Annotated in this window: 12 protein-coding genes; 1 reads left to right on the forward strand and 11 read right to left on the reverse strand. The window is 72.2% G+C overall.

Annotated features, from left to right (window positions below; all coding sequences use genetic code 11):
• Nucleotides 1–20 precede the first annotated feature (20 nt).
• The 8 genes from AB0H84_RS27105 to AB0H84_RS27140 form a co-directional block, all read right to left on the reverse strand.
• The gene (locus AB0H84_RS27105; protein ID WP_357609720.1) at nt 21–2,411 is read right to left on the reverse strand and encodes a prolyl oligopeptidase family serine peptidase; all 2,391 of its coding nucleotides are present in this window, start codon (nt 2,409–2,411) and stop codon (nt 21–23) included.
• Nucleotides 2,411–4,210, reverse strand: coding sequence for an N-acetylglutaminylglutamine amidotransferase (locus AB0H84_RS27110; RefSeq protein ID WP_357609723.1), 1,800 nt, complete (start codon nt 4,208–4,210; stop codon nt 2,411–2,413). The genes AB0H84_RS27105 and AB0H84_RS27110 overlap by 1 nt, the downstream gene beginning before the upstream one ends.
• Nucleotides 4,211–4,326: 116 nt before the next feature.
• A complete protein-coding gene (locus AB0H84_RS27115) occupies nt 4,327–5,466 on the reverse strand; it encodes a glutamate--cysteine ligase (protein WP_357609726.1) in 1,140 nt (379 codons plus the stop codon).
• A 182-nt stretch (nt 5,467–5,648) separates the two neighbouring features.
• A complete protein-coding gene (gene rhaS / locus AB0H84_RS27120; protein ID WP_357609729.1) occupies nt 5,649–6,725 on the reverse strand; it encodes a rhamnose ABC transporter substrate-binding protein in 1,077 nt (358 codons plus the stop codon).
• Nucleotides 6,722–7,696, reverse strand: a complete 975-nt coding sequence (locus AB0H84_RS27125; RefSeq protein ID WP_357609731.1) for an ABC transporter permease — start codon at nt 7,694–7,696, stop codon at nt 6,722–6,724. Before AB0H84_RS27125 ends, rhaS begins: the two co-directional genes overlap by 4 nt.
• Nucleotides 7,686–8,726, reverse strand: a complete 1,041-nt coding sequence (locus AB0H84_RS27130) for an ABC transporter permease (RefSeq protein WP_357609733.1) — start codon at nt 8,724–8,726, stop codon at nt 7,686–7,688. The genes AB0H84_RS27125 and AB0H84_RS27130 overlap by 11 nt, the downstream gene beginning before the upstream one ends.
• Nucleotides 8,723–10,219, reverse strand: a complete 1,497-nt coding sequence (locus tag AB0H84_RS27135) for a sugar ABC transporter ATP-binding protein (protein ID WP_357609736.1) — start codon at nt 10,217–10,219, stop codon at nt 8,723–8,725. The genes AB0H84_RS27130 and AB0H84_RS27135 overlap by 4 nt, the downstream gene beginning before the upstream one ends.
• 121 nt (nt 10,220–10,340) lie before the next feature.
• Nucleotides 10,341–11,294, reverse strand: a complete 954-nt coding sequence (locus AB0H84_RS27140) for an AraC family transcriptional regulator (protein ID WP_357609739.1) — start codon at nt 11,292–11,294, stop codon at nt 10,341–10,343.
• A gap of 88 nt (nt 11,295–11,382) precedes the next feature.
• Between AB0H84_RS27140 and AB0H84_RS27145 the strand changes: the two genes are divergently transcribed.
• The gene (locus tag AB0H84_RS27145; RefSeq protein WP_357609742.1) at nt 11,383–13,047 is read left to right on the forward strand and encodes a zinc-binding dehydrogenase; all 1,665 of its coding nucleotides are present in this window, start codon (nt 11,383–11,385) and stop codon (nt 13,045–13,047) included.
• Here the strand turns inward: AB0H84_RS27145 and AB0H84_RS27150 are convergent.
• From AB0H84_RS27150 to AB0H84_RS27160, 3 genes are all read right to left on the reverse strand, one after another.
• Nucleotides 13,031–14,995, reverse strand: coding sequence for an acetoacetate--CoA ligase (locus tag AB0H84_RS27150; protein WP_357609745.1), 1,965 nt, complete (start codon nt 14,993–14,995; stop codon nt 13,031–13,033). The two genes, AB0H84_RS27145 and AB0H84_RS27150, sit on opposite strands and share 17 nt — an antisense overlap.
• Before the next feature lie 58 nt (nt 14,996–15,053).
• Nucleotides 15,054–15,911 carry a serine hydrolase gene (locus AB0H84_RS27155; protein WP_357609747.1) on the reverse strand — a complete coding sequence of 286 codons (858 nt, stop codon included), beginning with the start codon at nt 15,909–15,911 and terminating at the stop codon, nt 15,054–15,056.
• A gap of 67 nt (nt 15,912–15,978) precedes the next feature.
• Nucleotides 15,979–16,896: a LysR family transcriptional regulator gene (locus AB0H84_RS27160; protein ID WP_357609750.1), complete on the reverse strand. Its 918-nt coding sequence runs from the start codon at nt 16,894–16,896 to the stop codon at nt 15,979–15,981.
• Nucleotides 16,897–16,935: the final 39 nt, after the last annotated feature.

Here is a 16,935-nt window from a genome sequence, read left to right on the forward strand (position 1 = left end):
ATCCTCCGCGAGACCGGAGGCTAGTGGTGCGGCGCGAGGAGGTGGTGGGTGAGCCAGCCGACGACCCTGCCGACGAAGACGGCCCGGTTGGCCGCGCGCCGGATCTCGTGCCCCTCGTCGGGGAAGAGCAGCTCCTCGCACATCACCCCGCGCGCCCGCGCCGCCCGAACGGCCTGCTCGGCCTCGTGCACGGGCACGTTCGTGTCGTGGACTCCGTGGACCACGAAGAGCGGGGCCTCCAGCCGGTCGAAGCGCCGCAGCGGCGACAGCGCGCGCAGCAGGTCACGGTCCTTCTCGGGGTGCCCGTACTCGCCGACCGCCGCGGCGGCGATCCACGGCTCGGTATGGGCATAGAAACTCTCAAGATCCGACATGCCGGACACGTCGACGCCTGTCCGGAAGAGCCGGGGATGGGTGACCAGGGCGGCCAGGGTCAGGTAGCCGCCGTACGACCAGCCCATGCACGCGAGCCGGCCCGGGTCGGCGACGCCCCGCCGTACCAGCTCGGTGGCGCAGTCGGCGACGTCCTCGACGGCGTGGAAACGCAGTTCGCGGTCGTCGGCCTCGCGGAAGGCCCGCCCGTGACCGGACGAGCCGCGCACGTTGGGCGCGAGCACGCCGATGCCGGCCGCGAGGAGGTTGTGGTAGAGCGGGTTGAAGGTCGGCCGCTCCTGATCCTCGGGGCCGCCGTGCAGGTACACCAGGTAAGGCGCGGGCCCCTGGACGGACGGGGGCCGGTAGAGCCAGGCGGCCAGGTCGAGGCCGTCGTGCGCCTTGATCTCGATCAGTTCGGCCCGGGGCGCGTGGGCCAGCCGTCCCAGCCCGGCCACCTCCTCGTAGCGCCCGGTGGCGAGGTCGCAGAGCAGCACGTGGGAGGGCTGGTCGGAGCTTTCGGCGGCCATGAAGGCAGTGGCGCCGTCGAGGCTCATGCGGATCGAGGTCACGACGTCGGCCGGCGGCGGAGGGAGCGGGGTCACGGCTCCCGTGCCGGTGTCCAGGACCGCCAGGGTGGAGCGGCCGTGTTCGTTCCACACGAGCACCGCCCGCCGCCCGTCGGGGGTCAGGGCGAACTGGTCGAGTTCGGCGTCGTCCCGTTCGGCCAGCAAGACGTATTCCCGCGCGTCCGGCCCGCCATGCTCAAGCCCGGTCGGCACGACATGCCGTCGTCCCCCTGGCACGGCATCCTTCAGTCCGGCCGCCACGGCATCACCCACCTCGACCACCGCGGAGGGCTCTGCTGCCGCCGAGGCATCACCAGGCTCGACCGCCGGCTCCGCTGCCGCCACGGCATCACCATGCTCGATCGCCGGCTCCGCTGCCGCCAGGGCATCGCCGGGCTCGAACACCGCGGAGGGCTCTCCCGCCGCCACGGCATCGCCGGGCTCGACCGCCGTAGCGGGCTCTCCTGCCGCCACGGCATCACCCGGTTCGACCGCCGCGGCGGGCTCTCGTCCGGCCGCCACGCCGCTCGACCGCGACCCGTCTCGGAGGGCCGGCCAGGCCAGGCGGCGACGACCGTCCTCCGGCGTCACACCGTGCCGTCGCGCGGTCGTGCCGGACGAGACCGCCACCCGCCGCCGTACGGCCAGGAGGGCCGGGCGGTCGCGGCCCGCGTCGGAGAGCAGGTAGGCCGTCTCGCCGTCCGGCGACAGGATGCCGTAGTCGGTCGAGCCCGGCAGGTCGGCGAGCAGCGGCCGTTCGTCGTCCGAGCCCGGACCGCGGCCGGTCAGCGACATCCGCCGCGCGCCCCTCGGCCCCCGGCGCAGCAGCAGCGTGGCGTGGTCTCGGCTCACGGCGGCCGGCCGCAGCAACGGCCCCGCCGCGACGACCTCGCGGCTCCCGGTCGCGGCGTCCACCAGCACGGCCTCGGTCACCCCCGAGACCGACGTCTCGGCGACGAGCAGCACCTCGCCGCGCCCCGTCCACCGGACGAACGACGCGGAGCCGCCGGGCGGCATGGCGAGCGGGCGGAGGTCGTCGCCGTCCGGGCGTACCGTCCACACCTGGGTGTGCTCGCCGCCGCCGGGTGCCACGAGGACGGCCAGCCGCTCGCCGGTCGGCGCCCACGAGACGTCGCAGACCGGCTCAGGACCGGTCTCGACCGGCCACGCGGACACGCCACACGCCAGGCGGGCCTGGGTGGCCGCCCCCATCGGCTCGAAGTTCACACCTGTCAGCCCGGAGCCCGGGCCGGACCAGGACGCGCCGAGGTCGGCGCCGTCTCCCCCACGCGCCGGGGCCGGCATCCGGCCTGCCGACGCGTGGCCCGGCAGCAACTGGATCCACACGCGGGGACGTCCGTCCCGGTCACTGACGTACGCCACGGAGCCCTGGTCGGGCGCCGGCGACGGGTTCCAGCACCCCCAGGCTTGCAGGCTCTCGGGGGAGGGCAGCGCGGGGGACGGGGCCATCAGACTCCTTGGGCCTGCAGCCACAGTTCCAGCAGCCCGAGCTGCCACAGGGTGTTGACGCCGGTGGTGGCGCGGTCGCGGTCGGGGTCGTCGAGCAGCGTCTTGACGTACTCCGGCCGGAACAGGCCGCGCGAGCGGGCCGCCTGCGCGGTGAGCGCGTCACGGACCAGGTCGAGCACGGGCCCGTCGAGGTGGCGCACGGCCGGGACGGGGAAGTAGCCCTTGGGCCGGTCAATGATCTCGGCCGGGAGCAGCCGACGGGCGGCGTCCTTGAGCACGCCCTTGCCGCCGTCGGCGAGCTTGAGCCCGTCGGGGCAGGCCGCGGCCAGTTCGACCAGCTCGTGGTCGAGGAACGGGGTGCGCGCCTCCAGGCCGTGGGCCATGGTCATGTTGTCCACGCGCTTGACGGGGTCGTCGACCAGCATGGCGGTGGTCTCCAGCCGCAGGACGGCGTCCAGCGCGGTGTCGGCGCCCGGCCGGGCCGTGTGGGCGCGCACGTACGCGGAGCTGACGTCGTCGTCGAGCAGGTACTCGGGGCTCACGATACCCGCCAGCTCCTCGTGCGGCCGGTCGGCGAACGCGGCCAGGTACGCGTCACCGGCCTGCTCGCGCGGCACGCCCGCCAGCGGCTGGAACCAGCTGTAGCCGCCGAACACCTCGTCGGCGCCCTGCCCGGACTGGACGACCTTGACGTGCCGCGCCACCTCGCGCGACAGCAGGTGGAAGGCGACGCAGTCGTGGCTGGCCATCGGCTCACTCATGGACCGCACGGCCTCCTCCAGCCCGGTCACGAGACGGCTGTCCGGAATGCGGATGCGATGGTGGTCCGTGCCGAAGCGCCGCGCCATCAGGTCGGAGTAGTGGAACTCGTCGCCGCGCTCGCCGCCCGCCGTCTCGAAGCCGATGCTGAACGTGGCGAGCCCCTCCTGCCCCTCCTCGGCCAGCAGCGCGAGGATCAGGCTGGAGTCCAGGCCGCCCGAGAGCAGCACGCCGACCGGCACGTCCGCGACCATCCGGCGGCGCACGGCCGCACGCAGCGCCTCCAGCACGGCGTGCCGCCACTCGCCGTCGCCCAGGCCGGCGTGCTCGGGCAGGGCCGAGCGGGTGTAGGCGGGGTCCCAGTAGCGGCGGTCGGTGCTGGTGCCGTCGGGTTCGAAGGTCCGTACGGTCGCGGCGGGCAGCCTGCTGACTCCGTTGAGTATGGTCCGCTCGCCGGGCACCAGGGAGTGGAAGGTCATGTAGTGGTGCAGGGCGACCCGGTCGATCGTGGTGTCCACGTCGCCGCCGGCCAGCAGCGCGGGCAGGGTGGAGGCGAAGCGCAGGCGGTCGCCGCTCCGGGAGAGGTACATCGGCTTGATGCCGAGCCGGTCGCGGCCCAGCATCAGCCGGCCGGTGTCGCGCTCGGCCACCGCGAAGGCGAACATGCCCTTGAACCGCTCGACGCACTCGCCGCCCCAGTGGTGGAACGCCTTCACCAGCACCTCGGTGTCGGAGGTGGAGAAGAACCGGTAGCCGGCGGAGCGCAGCTCCTCGCGCAGCTCGCGATAGTTGTACAGGCAGCCGTTGAACACCGCGGCGAGTCCGAGCTCGCCGTCCACCATGGGCTGCGCCGCCTTCTCGGACAGGTCGATGATCTTCAGGCGCCGGTGTCCGAGGGCCACCGAACCCATCGCCCACAGGCCGGAGCCGTCGGGTCCGCGCTCGCGCATCGCCTCGGTCATCCGATCCACGGCGCCCATGTCCGCCGGTTTCCCGTCGAAGCGGATTTCACCGGTCAGCCCGCACATCCGTTCGTCCACCTTCCGTCATCTCACGTCAGTCCTCCCGCACCGGATCCGCCGAGCCGCAGGTGCGTACGCCGGCGCGTCATGCCGCCGGTCGCTCCACGCGGAACCATGGCCTCGTACGTGTCGCCTCAGGCGGCCGGCCGGTACGACGAGGTGTCGCCGCCGAGCGGCTCCCATCCACCCGACCGCGTCTCCGCGAGGAGCATGTCCACCACGTCGCCCAGCTGTCCGCGCCGGGCGAACGCCGCCCGCTGCCGCGCCGCCGAGCTGCCCCTGGCCAGCGCCTCGCGGGCCAGCCCCGAGACCAGCTCCCAGTCGCCGGCCTCCTCCAGGTACGGCCGCAGGCCCTCCACCATCCCGGTCACCACCTCGGCGGCCGGCCTGGGCGCGCCCTCCACCGGATCGACCAGCTCACCTTCGAGCCCGGAGCGCGCCGCCTGCCACGTCGCGGCCCGTACGCTCTCCAGCGGCACCTCCAGCCCCGGGGAGCGCCGCTCCTCCTCCAGGCCGCGGGCCACCAGCGCCCGGAACAGCCCGGCGATCAGCACGATGTCCTCCACGCGCGGGCAGGAGTCGCAGATCCGCAGCTCCACGGTCGGCACGTGGGCCGACGGCCGGATGTCGAAGTAGATCATCCCGGGATCGGTGATCACACCTGACTGGATGAGGCCGTCGATCATGCGTTCGTAGTCGGCCGCGGAGTCGTAGCGGGCCATCGGCCCGGCCGTGGGCCAGCGCTGCCACACCATGGTCCGGTAGCTGCCGTACCCCGTGTCATCCCCGAGCCAGTACGGCGAGCTGGAGCTGAGCGCCAGCAGCGGCGGCGCCCACGGTGACAGGCGGTGGGCGAGGGCGAGGGCGAGTTCGCGGTCGGCCACCTCGGCGTGGACCTGGGTCCCGCAGATGAGCTGCTCGCGCGTGAGGAGCTGGTAGTCGTCGAGCATCTGCTCGTAGCGCGCGTCGGGCGACACCTTCATACGGTCGATGTCGGCCAGCGGCACGCTGCCCGCCGCCACGATGCCGAGCCCCAGGCTCTCCGCCCTGCGCACCGCCATCGCGCGCATGCCGCCGAGGTCGCGGGCCAGGCCCTGCAGGTCGCGGAAGGGCTTGCTGTTGGTCTCCAGCATGGAGCGCTGGAGTTCCTTGGTGAAGCAGTCCTCCGGCAGCATGTCGAGGAGGATGCCCGCCTTCGGGACCAGGTGCCGGGTCCGCGTGTCGACGATGTGGAACTCCTCCTCGACGCCCAGCGAGATCGTGGAGCCGGTCACCGCGACCACCTTCGACCTTCATCAGTTGTCCGCATAGCGGTCACCTGCCCCAAAAAAAGTGCTTTAGCACCTCATGGGGCAAATGTGATCTTCAATACGGTTCGGCGGCCCCGCCTGCCCCCACTCCGGCAATGACCAAGCGGCTTCCCGCCCGGCGATCTCGGCAAACCCGGGCGACAGCGTCAGAAGTCGAACTTGTCGATGTTCTCCTTGTTGAAGACGGTCGGCTTGCCGAGCAGCACCTCGCCCTTGGCCCCGACCGTGTACTCGCCGAGCTTGCCCGCCTTGAACTTCTCCCCCTCCGCCCCGCTGATCTGCCCGGACGCGAGCGCCGCCGCCGCGTACGACGCCAGGTAGCCCAGGTCGGCCGGGTTCCACAGCTCGAACGCCTCGATGGTCCCGTCCTTGACGAACTTCTTGAGCTGGTTGGGGGTGCCGAGCCCGGTGAGCTTGACCTTCCCCTTGTACGGCGAGTCCGACAGATAGCGGGCGGCCGCGGCGATCCCCACGGTCGTGGGCGAGATGATGCCCGCCAGATCCGGATACGAGCGGAGCAGCCCCTGCGTCTCGGTGAACGACTTCTGGTCCTCGTCGTTGCCGTAGGCGACCTTGACCAGCTCCATCTCCTTGTACTCGGGCTTCTTGAGCTCGTCCTTCATGAAGTCGATCCAGGTGTTCTGGTTCGTCGCGTTGGGGGTGGCCGACAGCACCGCGATCTTGCCCTTGTGCCCGATCTGCTCCGCCAGCAGCTGGACCTCCGTGCGGCCGAGGTCCTCGGCGCTCGCCTGGTTCACGAAGACGTGCCGGCCCGCGGGCGCGGTGTCGGAGTCGTAGCTGACGACCTTGATTCCGGCGGCCCGTGCCCGGGTGAGCGCGGGCACGACGGCGTTCGGGTCGTTGGCGGAGATGACGATGGCGTCCTGCTTCTGCTGGATCAGCGTGTTGATGTAGGACACCTGGGAGGACGCGCTGGCCTCGGACGGGCCGACCTCCTTGGCCTCGCCGCCGAACTCCTTGGCGGCCGCGGCGCCGCCGTCGTCGGCGATCGTGAAGTACGGGTTGTTGACCTGCTTGGGCAGGAACGCGATCTTCAGTCCCTGCTTGAGGGGCGCGTTCGGATCGGCCGGGGCGGACGACGCGGCGGGGGCGGAGGACTGCTGCTTCGCCACGTCGCTCTTGGTGGTGCCGCCGCAGGCGGCCGTCAGCAGGACGAGTCCGGCGAGGAGCGCCGTGGGCCGCCAAGGGGTGCGCGTTGTCATGTAGCGGACTTCCCTTCCACTTGTGGTGATGTGCGCCGCCGCCATACCGCCCCCACGTTGGGCGCCAGCACGGACGCGACGAGCAGCAGGCCCGTCACGAAGTTCAGGACCTCGTTGGCCACGTCGGCGAGGATGAGCGCGTTGCGCACCACGCCGAGCAGCAGCACCGCCATCAGGACCCCCGGCAGCGTGCCGCGCCCGCCGAAGATCGACACCCCTCCGAGCAGTACGGCGGCCACCACGGCGAGCTCGAGCCCGACGCCGTTGTCCGCCCTGGCGCTGGCGTAGCGGAACGTGTAGACGAGGGACGCCAGCGACGCCATCACCCCGGAGGCCACGAAGAGCCAGAGCTTGATCCGCTTGACCCGGACGCCCGCGAAGAAGGCGGCCTCCTCGTTCGAGCCGAGCGCGAAGATCGACCGGCCCGGCCCCGTCGCGTGCAGCACCACGGCCGCCACCGCCGCCAGCACCGCGACCAGCACGGTCGCGACCGGGACAGGCCCGAACGAGGCCGTCGCCAGGCCCGTGTAGGCGGGCGGCAGGTCGGCCACCGCCTGGTCGCCGAGGATCACGTACGCCAGGCCGCGGAAGAGCGCGAACGTCCCGATCGTGACCGCCAGCGAGGGCAGGCCGAGGCGGGTGACGAGCAGCCCGTTGAACGCGCCGCACGCCGCGCCCACCAGGAGGCAGATGGGCATGATCGCCTCGATCGGGAGCCCGGCGTTCCACAGCCGGCCGAGCACCGCGCAGGACAGGCCGAGCGTGGAGGCCACCGACAGGTCGATCTCGGCCGCGATGATCACGAGCGTCATGGTCAGGGCCATGAGGGCGATCTCGGTGGTGTCGAGCAGCAGGAACGAGATGTTGGACCCGTTCGCGAACCCGTCCACGCCCAGCGAGGCCCACACGACCACGCCGGCGAGCAGCACGAGGATGAGCCCTTCCCACCGGCGGGCCAGGTCAAGTCGCATCGTGGAACCTCCGGCGGCGCAGCGCGGCGGCCACCCGCAGCGCGAGTATCCGGTCGAGGGCGATGGCGGCGATCAGCAGCGCGCCGTTGATCGCCGTCTGGGCGAGCGCGTCCACCCGCAGCACGGCCAGGGCGCTGGTGATGCCGGACAGCAGCAACGCCCCCAGGGCCGCCCCGTACACCGTGCCGCTGCCGCCGAAGATGGCCACCCCGCCCACCACGACGGCCGCGACCACGTCGAGCTCCTTCCCGGTGGCCACGGTGGCGTCCACCGTGCCGAAGCGGGCCGCCCACATGACCCCGGCCAGCCCCGCCAGAGCCCCGTTGGCCACGAACGCGGCGACGATCCGGCGCCGCACCCTGATCCCGGCCAGCACCGCCGCCTCGGGGTTGGAGCCGATGGCGTACAGCTCCCTGCCGGAGCGCAGGTTGCCCAGCATCCAGCCGACCACCGCCAGCACGACCAGGGCGGTCAGGGCGAGCAGCGGCACCCCGAGCACCGAGCGCGTCCCGAGGGAGAGGAAGCCCTCGGGCATGTCGGCCGCGTTGACCTGGCGTCCGCCGGCCCAGGCGTAGTCGATGCCGCGGAAGGCGTACAGGGTGCCGAGCGTGGCCACCAGCGCGGGGACCTTCGCCGCCCCGACGAGCAGCCCGTTGACCACCCCGCACAAGGCGCCGAGCAGCACGCACCCGGCGACCACGACCGCGACCGGCACGCCCGGATGGTCGGCCAGGATCAGCGCGCCCCCGAACGCCGACAGGCCCACCACGGAGCTGACGGACAGGTCGACGTTCCTGGTGATGACCACGAGCGTCTGGCCGACGGCGAGCATGGCGACGATGGCGGAGTTGAGCAGGATGTCGCGGATGCCGGCGTAGGTGAGGAAGGACGGGTTGACGGCGCCCGTGACGCCGAAGAGCACGCCGAGCGCGACGACGATGCCCAGCTCGCGCACGCGTGCGACGCGGTCCACGAGCCGCCGCCCGCCTCCCCGCCGCGCGGCCTCCGTCCTGGTGGCGGTCGCGGTCATGCGACGCTCCTTCCGGTGGCGGCGGCCATCACGCTCTCCTCGGTCGCGTCCGCGCGGGGGATCTCGGCCACCAGCCGCCCCTCGTGCATGACCAGCACCCGGTCCGCCATCCCCAGCACCTCGGGCAGCTCGGACGAGATCATCAGCACCGCCACCCCGCCCCCGGCCAGCTCCGACAGCAGCCGGTGCACCTCGGCCTTGGTGGCCACGTCGATCCCCCGGGTCGGCTCGTCCACGATGAGCACCGACGGCTTGCGCGCCAGCCACTTGGCCAGCACCACCTTCTGCTGGTTGCCGCCGGACAGCACGTTCACGGGGTCCGTCAGCCGCCCGAACTTCAGCCGCAGCCGCACCGCCCAGTCCCTGGCCCGCTCGCGCTCGGCCGGCCGGGAGATCAGCGGCCCTCGGCGTACGGCGGCCAGCCCGGCGAGCCCGATGTTGCGCTCGATGGACAGGTCCATGACGAGCCCCTGCTGCCGCCGGTCCTCCGGCACCAGCGCCAGCCCCGCCGCCATCGCCGCCGTGGGGCTGGCGGGCCGCAGCCGCGCGCCGTCCACCTCCACGCTCCCCGCGTCCCACCGGTCGATGCCGAACACGGCCCTGGCCACCTCGCTGCGCCCCGCCCCGACCAGCCCGGCCAGCGCGACGATCTCGCCCCGGCGCACCTCGAAGGAGACGTCGGTGAAGACGCCCTCGCGGGTGAGCCGCCGCACTTTCAGCGCCACCTCGCCGCGGGAGGTCTCCTGCTTGGGGAACAGGGCGTCCAGCTCCCTGCCGACCATGCGGCGTACCAGGTCGTCGGGGGTGATGTCGGCGATCAGGTCGCTCGCGACGTACGCGCCGTCGCGCAGGACGGTGACCCGCCGGCAGAGCTCGAAGATCTCCTCCAGCCGGTGCGAGATGAACAGCAGCGCGCACCCCTGCGAGCGCAGCGCCCGCGCGACGCCGAAGAGCCGGGCGACCTCCGTGCCCGACAGGGCGGCGGTCGGCTCGTCCATGACGAGCACCCGCGCCTGCCGCGACAGCGCCTTGGCGATCTCCACGAGCTGCTGGTCGGCGATGGACAGGCCGCGGGCCGGCTGGTCGGGGTCGAGGTGCACGCCCAGCCTGCCGAACAGCTCGGCGGTGCTCGCCCGCATGGCCCGCCGGTCGATGCCGAGGCGGCGGCGCGGCTGGCGGCCCATGAAGATGTTCTCCATGACCGACAGGTCAGGGAAGAGGGTCGGTTCCTGGTAGATGACCGCGACCCCGGCCCGCTGCGCGTCCGCGGGCCCGCCGAACTCCACCGGCTCGCCGTCCAACAGGATCCGCCCCGAGTCGGGGCGGTGGACTCCGGAGAGGATCTTCACGAGCGTCGACTTGCCCGCGCCGTTCTCCCCGGCGAGCGCGTGCACCTCACCGGGGAAGAGCTCGAGAGAGACTTCGCGTACGGCGCGCACCGCACCGAACGCCTTGCTGACCTGTAAGAGGGACAGAACGGGCGTCTCATCCATTTGCCGCGGCTCCCCGGCAAAATCGTTTTAAGCAATGTGGCGACGGTAATTCAGCAATGGTTGGAGCGTCAATGGCTGCCGAATACGAGATCGCCACGCGCACAAAGTCGTGCGGCAATTGTTACGTTTTAAGAAGTTCTTTCGCGGGCAAAGAACACCCCTCCCGGCGGTACCTGCCCGGCGCCACCTCGTACTCCCGCTTGAAGGCGTTGGCGAAAGCGAACTCCGAGCCGTAGCCGACGCTGGCGGCGATCCTGCTGAGCGGCGCGTCGGACTCGCGCATCAGGCGGGCCGCCGTGGCCAGGCGCCACCAGGTGATGTACGCGAGCGGCGGCCGGCCCACCAGCGCGCTGAAGCGGCGGGAGAAGGCCGCCCTCGACAGCCCCGCCCGCGCGCCCAGCTCCTGCACCGTCCACGGATGGGCGGGATCGCGATGGACGGCGTCCAGCGCGGCGCTGATGCCCGGATCGGCCAGCGCCTGCGCCCACCCGCCGACCGAGCACTGGCCGTGCTCCCCCTCGAACCAGGCCCGCAGGATGTAGAGCAGGAGCAGGTCGAGCAGCGACGACACCACCGTGTCGGCGCCCAGCCGGGGGCGCTGGATCTCCGCGCCCAGGGCCTCGACGGCGGCCCGCAGCTCGTTGTGCAGGCCGAGCCGGGCGGGCAGGTGGATCAGGTCGGGCAGCTCGCGCAGGATCGGATGGGCCCGGCCAGGGTCGAGCCGGTAGCCCCCGCACAGCAGGACGGTGGAGACAGGGCCGTCGATCGACTCGGAGGCGAACAGGCCGGGCGCGTCGTCCAGCGGGTCGCAGTCGAGCTCGACCACCGGGGTGGTCGGCGAGTCGGCCATCGCGTAGCCGTGACCGTGGGGGAAGAAGAGCACGTCGCCCACCGACAGCGCGATCGGATCGCCCTCCGGCGGGATCAGCCAGCTCGATCCCCGAAGGATCACCTGGAATCCCGCGGAGCCCGGCACGGAGGGGAAGCGCTGCCCCCAGGGCGCGCGCAGTTCGACGCGGGCCGAGCGGGGGCTGCCGGTGCGCATGAGGGCGATCACGTCGCTGAGCACATCCACGGTCGAAACCTACCGGAAGACGATGACGTATGAAATGGGCGACTATGGCGCATTGGTTGTCTCGTAGCGGGCATCTACGGTGGCCTGCATGAGAAAAATACTGGTCACGTGTGCTACCGGCACGGTCGGCAGGCAGGTGGCGGCGCAGTTGACCGCGGCGGGGGCCGAGGTCAGGCTCTTCAGCAGACCCGGAGGCGACCTGGCCGACCCCGGGTCGCTGCCGCTCGACGGGGTGGAGTCGGTGTTCCTGGTGTGGCCGTTCGCCACGGCGGACGGAGCGCGGGCGGTGATCGACGCCATCGCAGGCCTGGCCCGCCGCGTGGTCTACCTCTCCTCCGCGGCGGTGCGCGACCACGAACGCGAGATCGAGCGGCTGATCGAGCGGTCCGGGATGGAGTGGACGTTCCTGCGCCCGCACGCCTTCGCGGCCAACGCGCTGCGATGGGCCGCGCAGGTCCGGGCCGGACTGGTACGCGGCTCGTACGGCCGGGCCGCCATGCCCGTGGTGGACGAGCGGGACATCGCGGCGGTCGCCGTACGGGCGCTGCTGGACGACGGGCACCACGGCGCCGTCCACGAATTGACCGGTCCGGAGTCGATCACCCAGGCCGACCAGGTACGCGTCATTTCCGAGATCATGAAATTTCCGGCGCGCTGGGAGGAGGTCCCGCCGGACCGGACCCGCGCGGACCTGCTGGCCAAGGGCTGGCCCCCGCAGGCGGTGGACAGCGTCCTCCAGGCCCAGGCGGACCTGGTCGGCCACCCGGCTCCCGCCACGTCGGCGGTCGAGGAGATCACGAAGACTCCGCCCCGCACGTTCGGCGCATGGGTGGCCGAGCACGCCGCGGACTTCCGCTCCCCCGGAGCGCCGCCCGAGACCATGCGGGCCGCCCGCATCCACGAATACGGCGGCGAGATCCGCCATGACCGGATACCGACGCCGCGGCCGGGCCCTGGGGAGGTGCTCATCGAGGTGGCCGCGACCTCGTTCAACCCGTCGGAGATCGGCCTGCGCGCGGGCCTGCTGCGCGACGTGCTCCGCGTGGAGCTGCCGCACACGCTCGGCTCGGACGTCTCCGGCACGGTCGTCGAGACCGGCCGGGGCGTCACGGACCTGGTGGCAGGTGACCGCGTGTTCGGCCTGGTAGGGAGCGTGGCGGCCGAATACGCCGCCGTCCCGGCGAGCGTGCTGGCCAGGGCGCCGGAGAGCGTCCCGCTCGCCCACGCCGCCGCGGTGCCGGTGGCCGGGCTCACCGCCTGGCAGGCGGTCCACGAGCACGCCCGCGTCACGCGGGGGCAGCGCGTGCTGATCAACGGGGCGGGCGGCGGGGTCGGCATGTTCGCCGTCCAGCTCGCCAAGCTCGCGGGCGCGACCGTGTTCGCCACGGCGAGCCCGCGCAGCGCGGCGGCCGTCAAGCGGTACGGCGCCGACGAGGTGATCGACTACACGACCACGCCGCTCCCCGGCAGCATGGACGTGCTGCTGAACCTGGCCGCGCTCCCCGCGAAGGACGCCGCCGCCCTGGCCGGCCTCGGGCGCACGGTGATCACCATCGCCACCCCGATCGAGGGCGGCACCCACTTCGTGGCCCGCAACGACCCGGCTCAGCTGGCCGAGCTCGCCGCCCTCATCGACCGGGGCGAGCTCGACGTCGAGATCGCCGAGTCGCTCCCCCTGACCGAGCTGGGGGAGGTGCACCGCCGGGCCGAGGAGGGCGGCACGCGCGGCAAGATCATCATGCTTCCGGCGTGAAGTGGCGGAGCACCTCGGGGTTGGCCATGGCGTCGGGGTTGGCCGCCTGCTCGACGGGCGTGCCCAGCAGGATCTTGCGTACGGGCACCTCCAGCTTCTTGCCGGAGAGCGTGCGAGGGATGCCCGGGACCACGTGGATCTCGTTGGGCACGTGACGCGGTGAAAGCTCCTTGCGCAGGGCGTCGCAGAGGGCGCGTTCGAGCGGCTCGGTGAGCGTCGCGCCCTCCGCGAGCGTCACGTACAGCAGCAGCCGGCCCTCCTGCCCGAGCTGCCCGGTGTCGATCACGAGGCTGTCGGCGATCTCCTCGAACCGCTCGACCACCCGGTAGAACTCGCTGGTGCCCATCCGCACGCCGCCCCGGTTGAGCGTCGAGTCGGAGCGGCCGTAGATCACGCAGCTGCCGTCCTCGTTGACCTTGATCCAGTCGCCGTGCCGCCACACGCCCGGGTAGACGTCGAAGTAGCTCTCGAAGTAGCGCCGTCCGTCGGGGTCGTTCCAGAACTTCACCGGCATGGACGGCATCGGCGCGGTCAGCACCAGCTCGCCCACCTCGCCGACGACCGGCTTGCCCGAGACGTCGTACGACTCCACCTTGGCCCCCAGCGACCGGCACGGGATGATCCCCGCCCGGATCGGGTGGAGCACGGTCGCCCCGACGAACCCCGTGCACACGTCCGTCCCGCCGGAGAAGGAGCCCAGCGGGATCCCCGGCAGCTCGGAGGCCACCCACTCGAACCCCTCCGGCGGCAGCGGCGACCCGGTCGAGCCGATGCCGCGCAGCCGCTCCAGCCCCTCGGGATGGATCCCGGCCTTGAGCGAGGCCATGATGTACGGCGCCCCGACCCCGAAGTAGGTCACGTCCTCGGAGTCGGCGATCCGCCACAGCGCGGCCGGCGACGGATAGGTGGCCGCGCCGTCGTACAGCACCGGCGTGGCCCCCACCAGCAGGGCGCCGATGAGGTAGTTCCACATCATCCAGCCCGTGGTGGTGTACCAGAAGAACACATCGCCCTCGCCCACGTCCTGGTGGAAGGCGAGCGACTTGAGGTGCTCCAGGACGACGCCACCGTGACCGTGGACGATCGGCTTGGGCAGCCCCGTCGTGCCGCTGGAGTAGAGGATCCAGAGCGGGTGGTCGAACGGCACCCGTTCGAACTCCAGCGGCCCCTCCTCCGACCGCAGCCCCTCCCAGCCGATCACCTCGCCGTGCGGCACCTCCCGGGTGTGCGCCTCCGAGGGCTCGGCCTGCTGAGGGGCACGGCCCTCGTCGAGCGCCGCCAGGTACGGGATCCACACGGTCGCGCGCAGCGTGGGCAGCTGGGCGGCGATCTCGTTGACGGCGTCGGAGCGGTCGTACGTCTTGCCGTTGTAGTGGTAGCCGTCGACCGCGATGAGCACCTTGGGCTCGATCTGCTTGAACCTGTCGACGATGCTCGGCACCCCGAAGTCGGGCGAGCCGGCCGACCAGATCGCGCCCAGCGAGGCGGTCGCCAGGAAGGCGATCAGGGCCTGCGGGATGTTCGGCAGGTAGGCCGCCACCCGGTCGCCACGCCGCACGCCGAGCCGGGACAGCCCCGCGCGGACGCGGGCCACCTCCTCGCGCAGCTCCGCCCAGGTCAGCTCCTGGCGGGCGCCGTCCTCGGAGACGAACACCACGGCGGTGCCCTCCGTACGGCGCAGCGCGTTCTCGGCGTAGTTGAGCGAGCCGCCCTCGAACCACCGGGCGTCCGGCATCGTCCCCGAGAGGACCGGCCCGTCACCACGCTCCCCGATGACGTCGAAGTACTCCCAGACCGACGTCCAGAACTCCTCGGGGCGCTCGACGGACCATCGCCACACGTCCTCGTAGGGACCCGGCTTCCCCAGCCACTCCAGGTAACGGGTCAGCCTGGCCTTCGCGACCACCTCTTCGCCCGGCTCCCAGAGAAGCGCGCCCTCAGCAACCATGTGCCCCATCCTGTCGCCCGTTTGGGGGAATGTCATACCCGACCTTCCACATAACTTGCTATTTCCGTAGGTGGTCCACCGCCATACGCGCGGCCGTGCCGATCACGGCGTCGGCCCTGGGCTGGTTGAGCGCGGTGCTGAAGGACCGGGTGACCACGGCCACCGCGTAGCGCCGGCCGTCGGGGTATTCGACGACGCCCGACTCGGCGCGCAGCGTGGGCAGCGTGCCGGTCTTGCCGCTGACCGCGACGTCGTCGTACGGGAAGCCGGAGGCCAGCCGGTGCGGCCACACCTGCATGTTCAGCACGCCGCGCATCCAGGCGCACGACTCCGCCGAGGCCGCCTCGTCCCGCCAGATCATCCCGAACAGCCTGGCCAGTTCGCGGGGAGTTGACCGGTTCGTCCGCGCGGGGTCGAGCACCCTCAGCCGCGCGATGTCCTCGGGATCCACGAACGGCCACCCGTGCCCGGCGTCGGCACTCATGCTGTCGAGAAGCTCCCGGGCGCTCTGCGTCACCCGCGTCCCGTCGAGCCCGAACTCCGCCGGCACTTCATTGACCGCCTCGAACCCCACCCGGCCCAGCAGCACGTCGGCTGAGGTGTTGTCGCTCACGGTAATCATCAGGTAGGCCAGGTCGCGCAGCGAGATGGTCACGTCGTCGAGCATCGCCGAGAGCCCCGTCGGCCCCGACACCCGGTCGCCGGCCGTCACGGTCACCCGTTCGGTGAGATCCAGCAGCCCCGCGTCGGCCTGGCGGCAGAGCGCCACCAGCAGCGGCACCTTGAACATCGACGCCGTGGGCACCGGCTCGTCCGGCCTGTGCCCCACATCCTGCCCCGAGTCGATGTCGGAGGCGTACAGCCAGCCGGTCACGCCCGCCGCCCGGAACAGCGCGTCAAAGTCAGGTGCGCTCATGCGCCCGCCTTCGTCGGGCGCATGAGCGCGACGCGGCTGTGTCTTATTGTTCGCTCGCTGCGCTCGCTCATGCCAGCATCCCCGGCCGGCGGCTGACCCGCCGCACGGACACGGCACCCTCGTCCGTCATCCCGGCGCTCTCCTTCAACGTACGTACGGCCACGGCCGAGAAGTCGTTGACCGCGTTCGCCGCCACGCGCCAGGCGGTGGAGACCCGGCACGTGATCGGCGAGCCTAGCAGCGGCCTCCAGGCGAGCCCCGGCAGCTCCACCTTCGGGCCGAACGCCACCGCCGCCCCCGCCAGCACCAGCCCCAGCCCCGCGCCCTCGTGCACCTGGACGGGCACGTAGCCGTGGCGGCGGCACTCCGAGAGCATCTCCGCGTAGAGCCCCGGCTCCCCATCTTGGGGCGGCATCAGCAACTCACGTCCAGCCAGGTCGGCCAGGTGCACCTCCCCGACACCGGTGAGCGGATCGCCTTCGGCCAGCAGCACGCCCTGCGCCTGCACGAGCACCTGGCCGAAGCGCAGACCGGGCGCGGAGACCGGATGGCGGACCAGGCCCACGTCGATGGCCCCCTCCGCCAGCGCCGTCACCTGGTCGGCGGTCCAGATCTCGGCGGGCGCGAGGCGTACCTCGGGATTGGTCTCGCGGAAACCCGCGACCAGGGCGGCGATCACGGCGTCGGCCAGGTCGGGCGGGACGCCGACCTTGAGGACCGCGCCCTCGCCCTGCCTGGCCAGCTCGTGCAGCCGGTCCACCCGGGCCACGATCTCGCGGGCCTCGCCCAGGAGCAGCCTGCCCGCCTCGGTGAGCCGCACCTGGCGGGCCGAGCGGTCGAACAGCCGCACGCCGAGCTCCTCCTCCAGGCGCTTGATGCGCTGGCTGAGCGGCGGCTGCGCCATGCCGAGGCGGATCGCGGCGTTGCCGAAGTGGAGTTCCTCCGCGACCACGGTGAAGTAGCGTAGATGCCGGACGAGGTCCACGACCAGCCACTATATCCACATTTATATCTTTGAAGCAGT

This window comes from Nonomuraea sp. NPDC050786, assembly GCF_040654115.1.
GTDB lineage: Bacteria > Actinomycetota > Actinomycetes > Streptosporangiales > Streptosporangiaceae > Nonomuraea.

Coding starts and splice junctions, on each gene's coding strand:
- AB0H84_RS27105 (WP_357609720.1), bottom strand. CDS start 2,411: ATGGCCCCGTCCCCCGCGCTGCCCTCCCCCGAGAGCCTGCAAGCCTGG.
- rhaS (WP_357609729.1), bottom strand. CDS start 6,725: ATGACAACGCGCACCCCTTGGCGGCCCACGGCGCTCCTCGCCGGACTC.
- AB0H84_RS27125 (WP_357609731.1), bottom strand. CDS start 7,696: ATGCGACTTGACCTGGCCCGCCGGTGGGAAGGGCTCATCCTCGTGCTG.
- AB0H84_RS27130 (WP_357609733.1), bottom strand. CDS start 8,726: ATGACCGCGACCGCCACCAGGACGGAGGCCGCGCGGCGGGGAGGCGGG.
- AB0H84_RS27135 (WP_357609736.1), bottom strand. CDS start 10,219: ATGGATGAGACGCCCGTTCTGTCCCTCTTACAGGTCAGCAAGGCGTTC.
- AB0H84_RS27145 (WP_357609742.1), top strand. CDS start 11,383: ATGAGAAAAATACTGGTCACGTGTGCTACCGGCACGGTCGGCAGGCAG.
- AB0H84_RS27150 (WP_357609745.1), bottom strand. CDS start 14,995: ATGGTTGCTGAGGGCGCGCTTCTCTGGGAGCCGGGCGAAGAGGTGGTC.
- AB0H84_RS27155 (WP_357609747.1), bottom strand. CDS start 15,911: ATGAGCGCACCTGACTTTGACGCGCTGTTCCGGGCGGCGGGCGTGACC.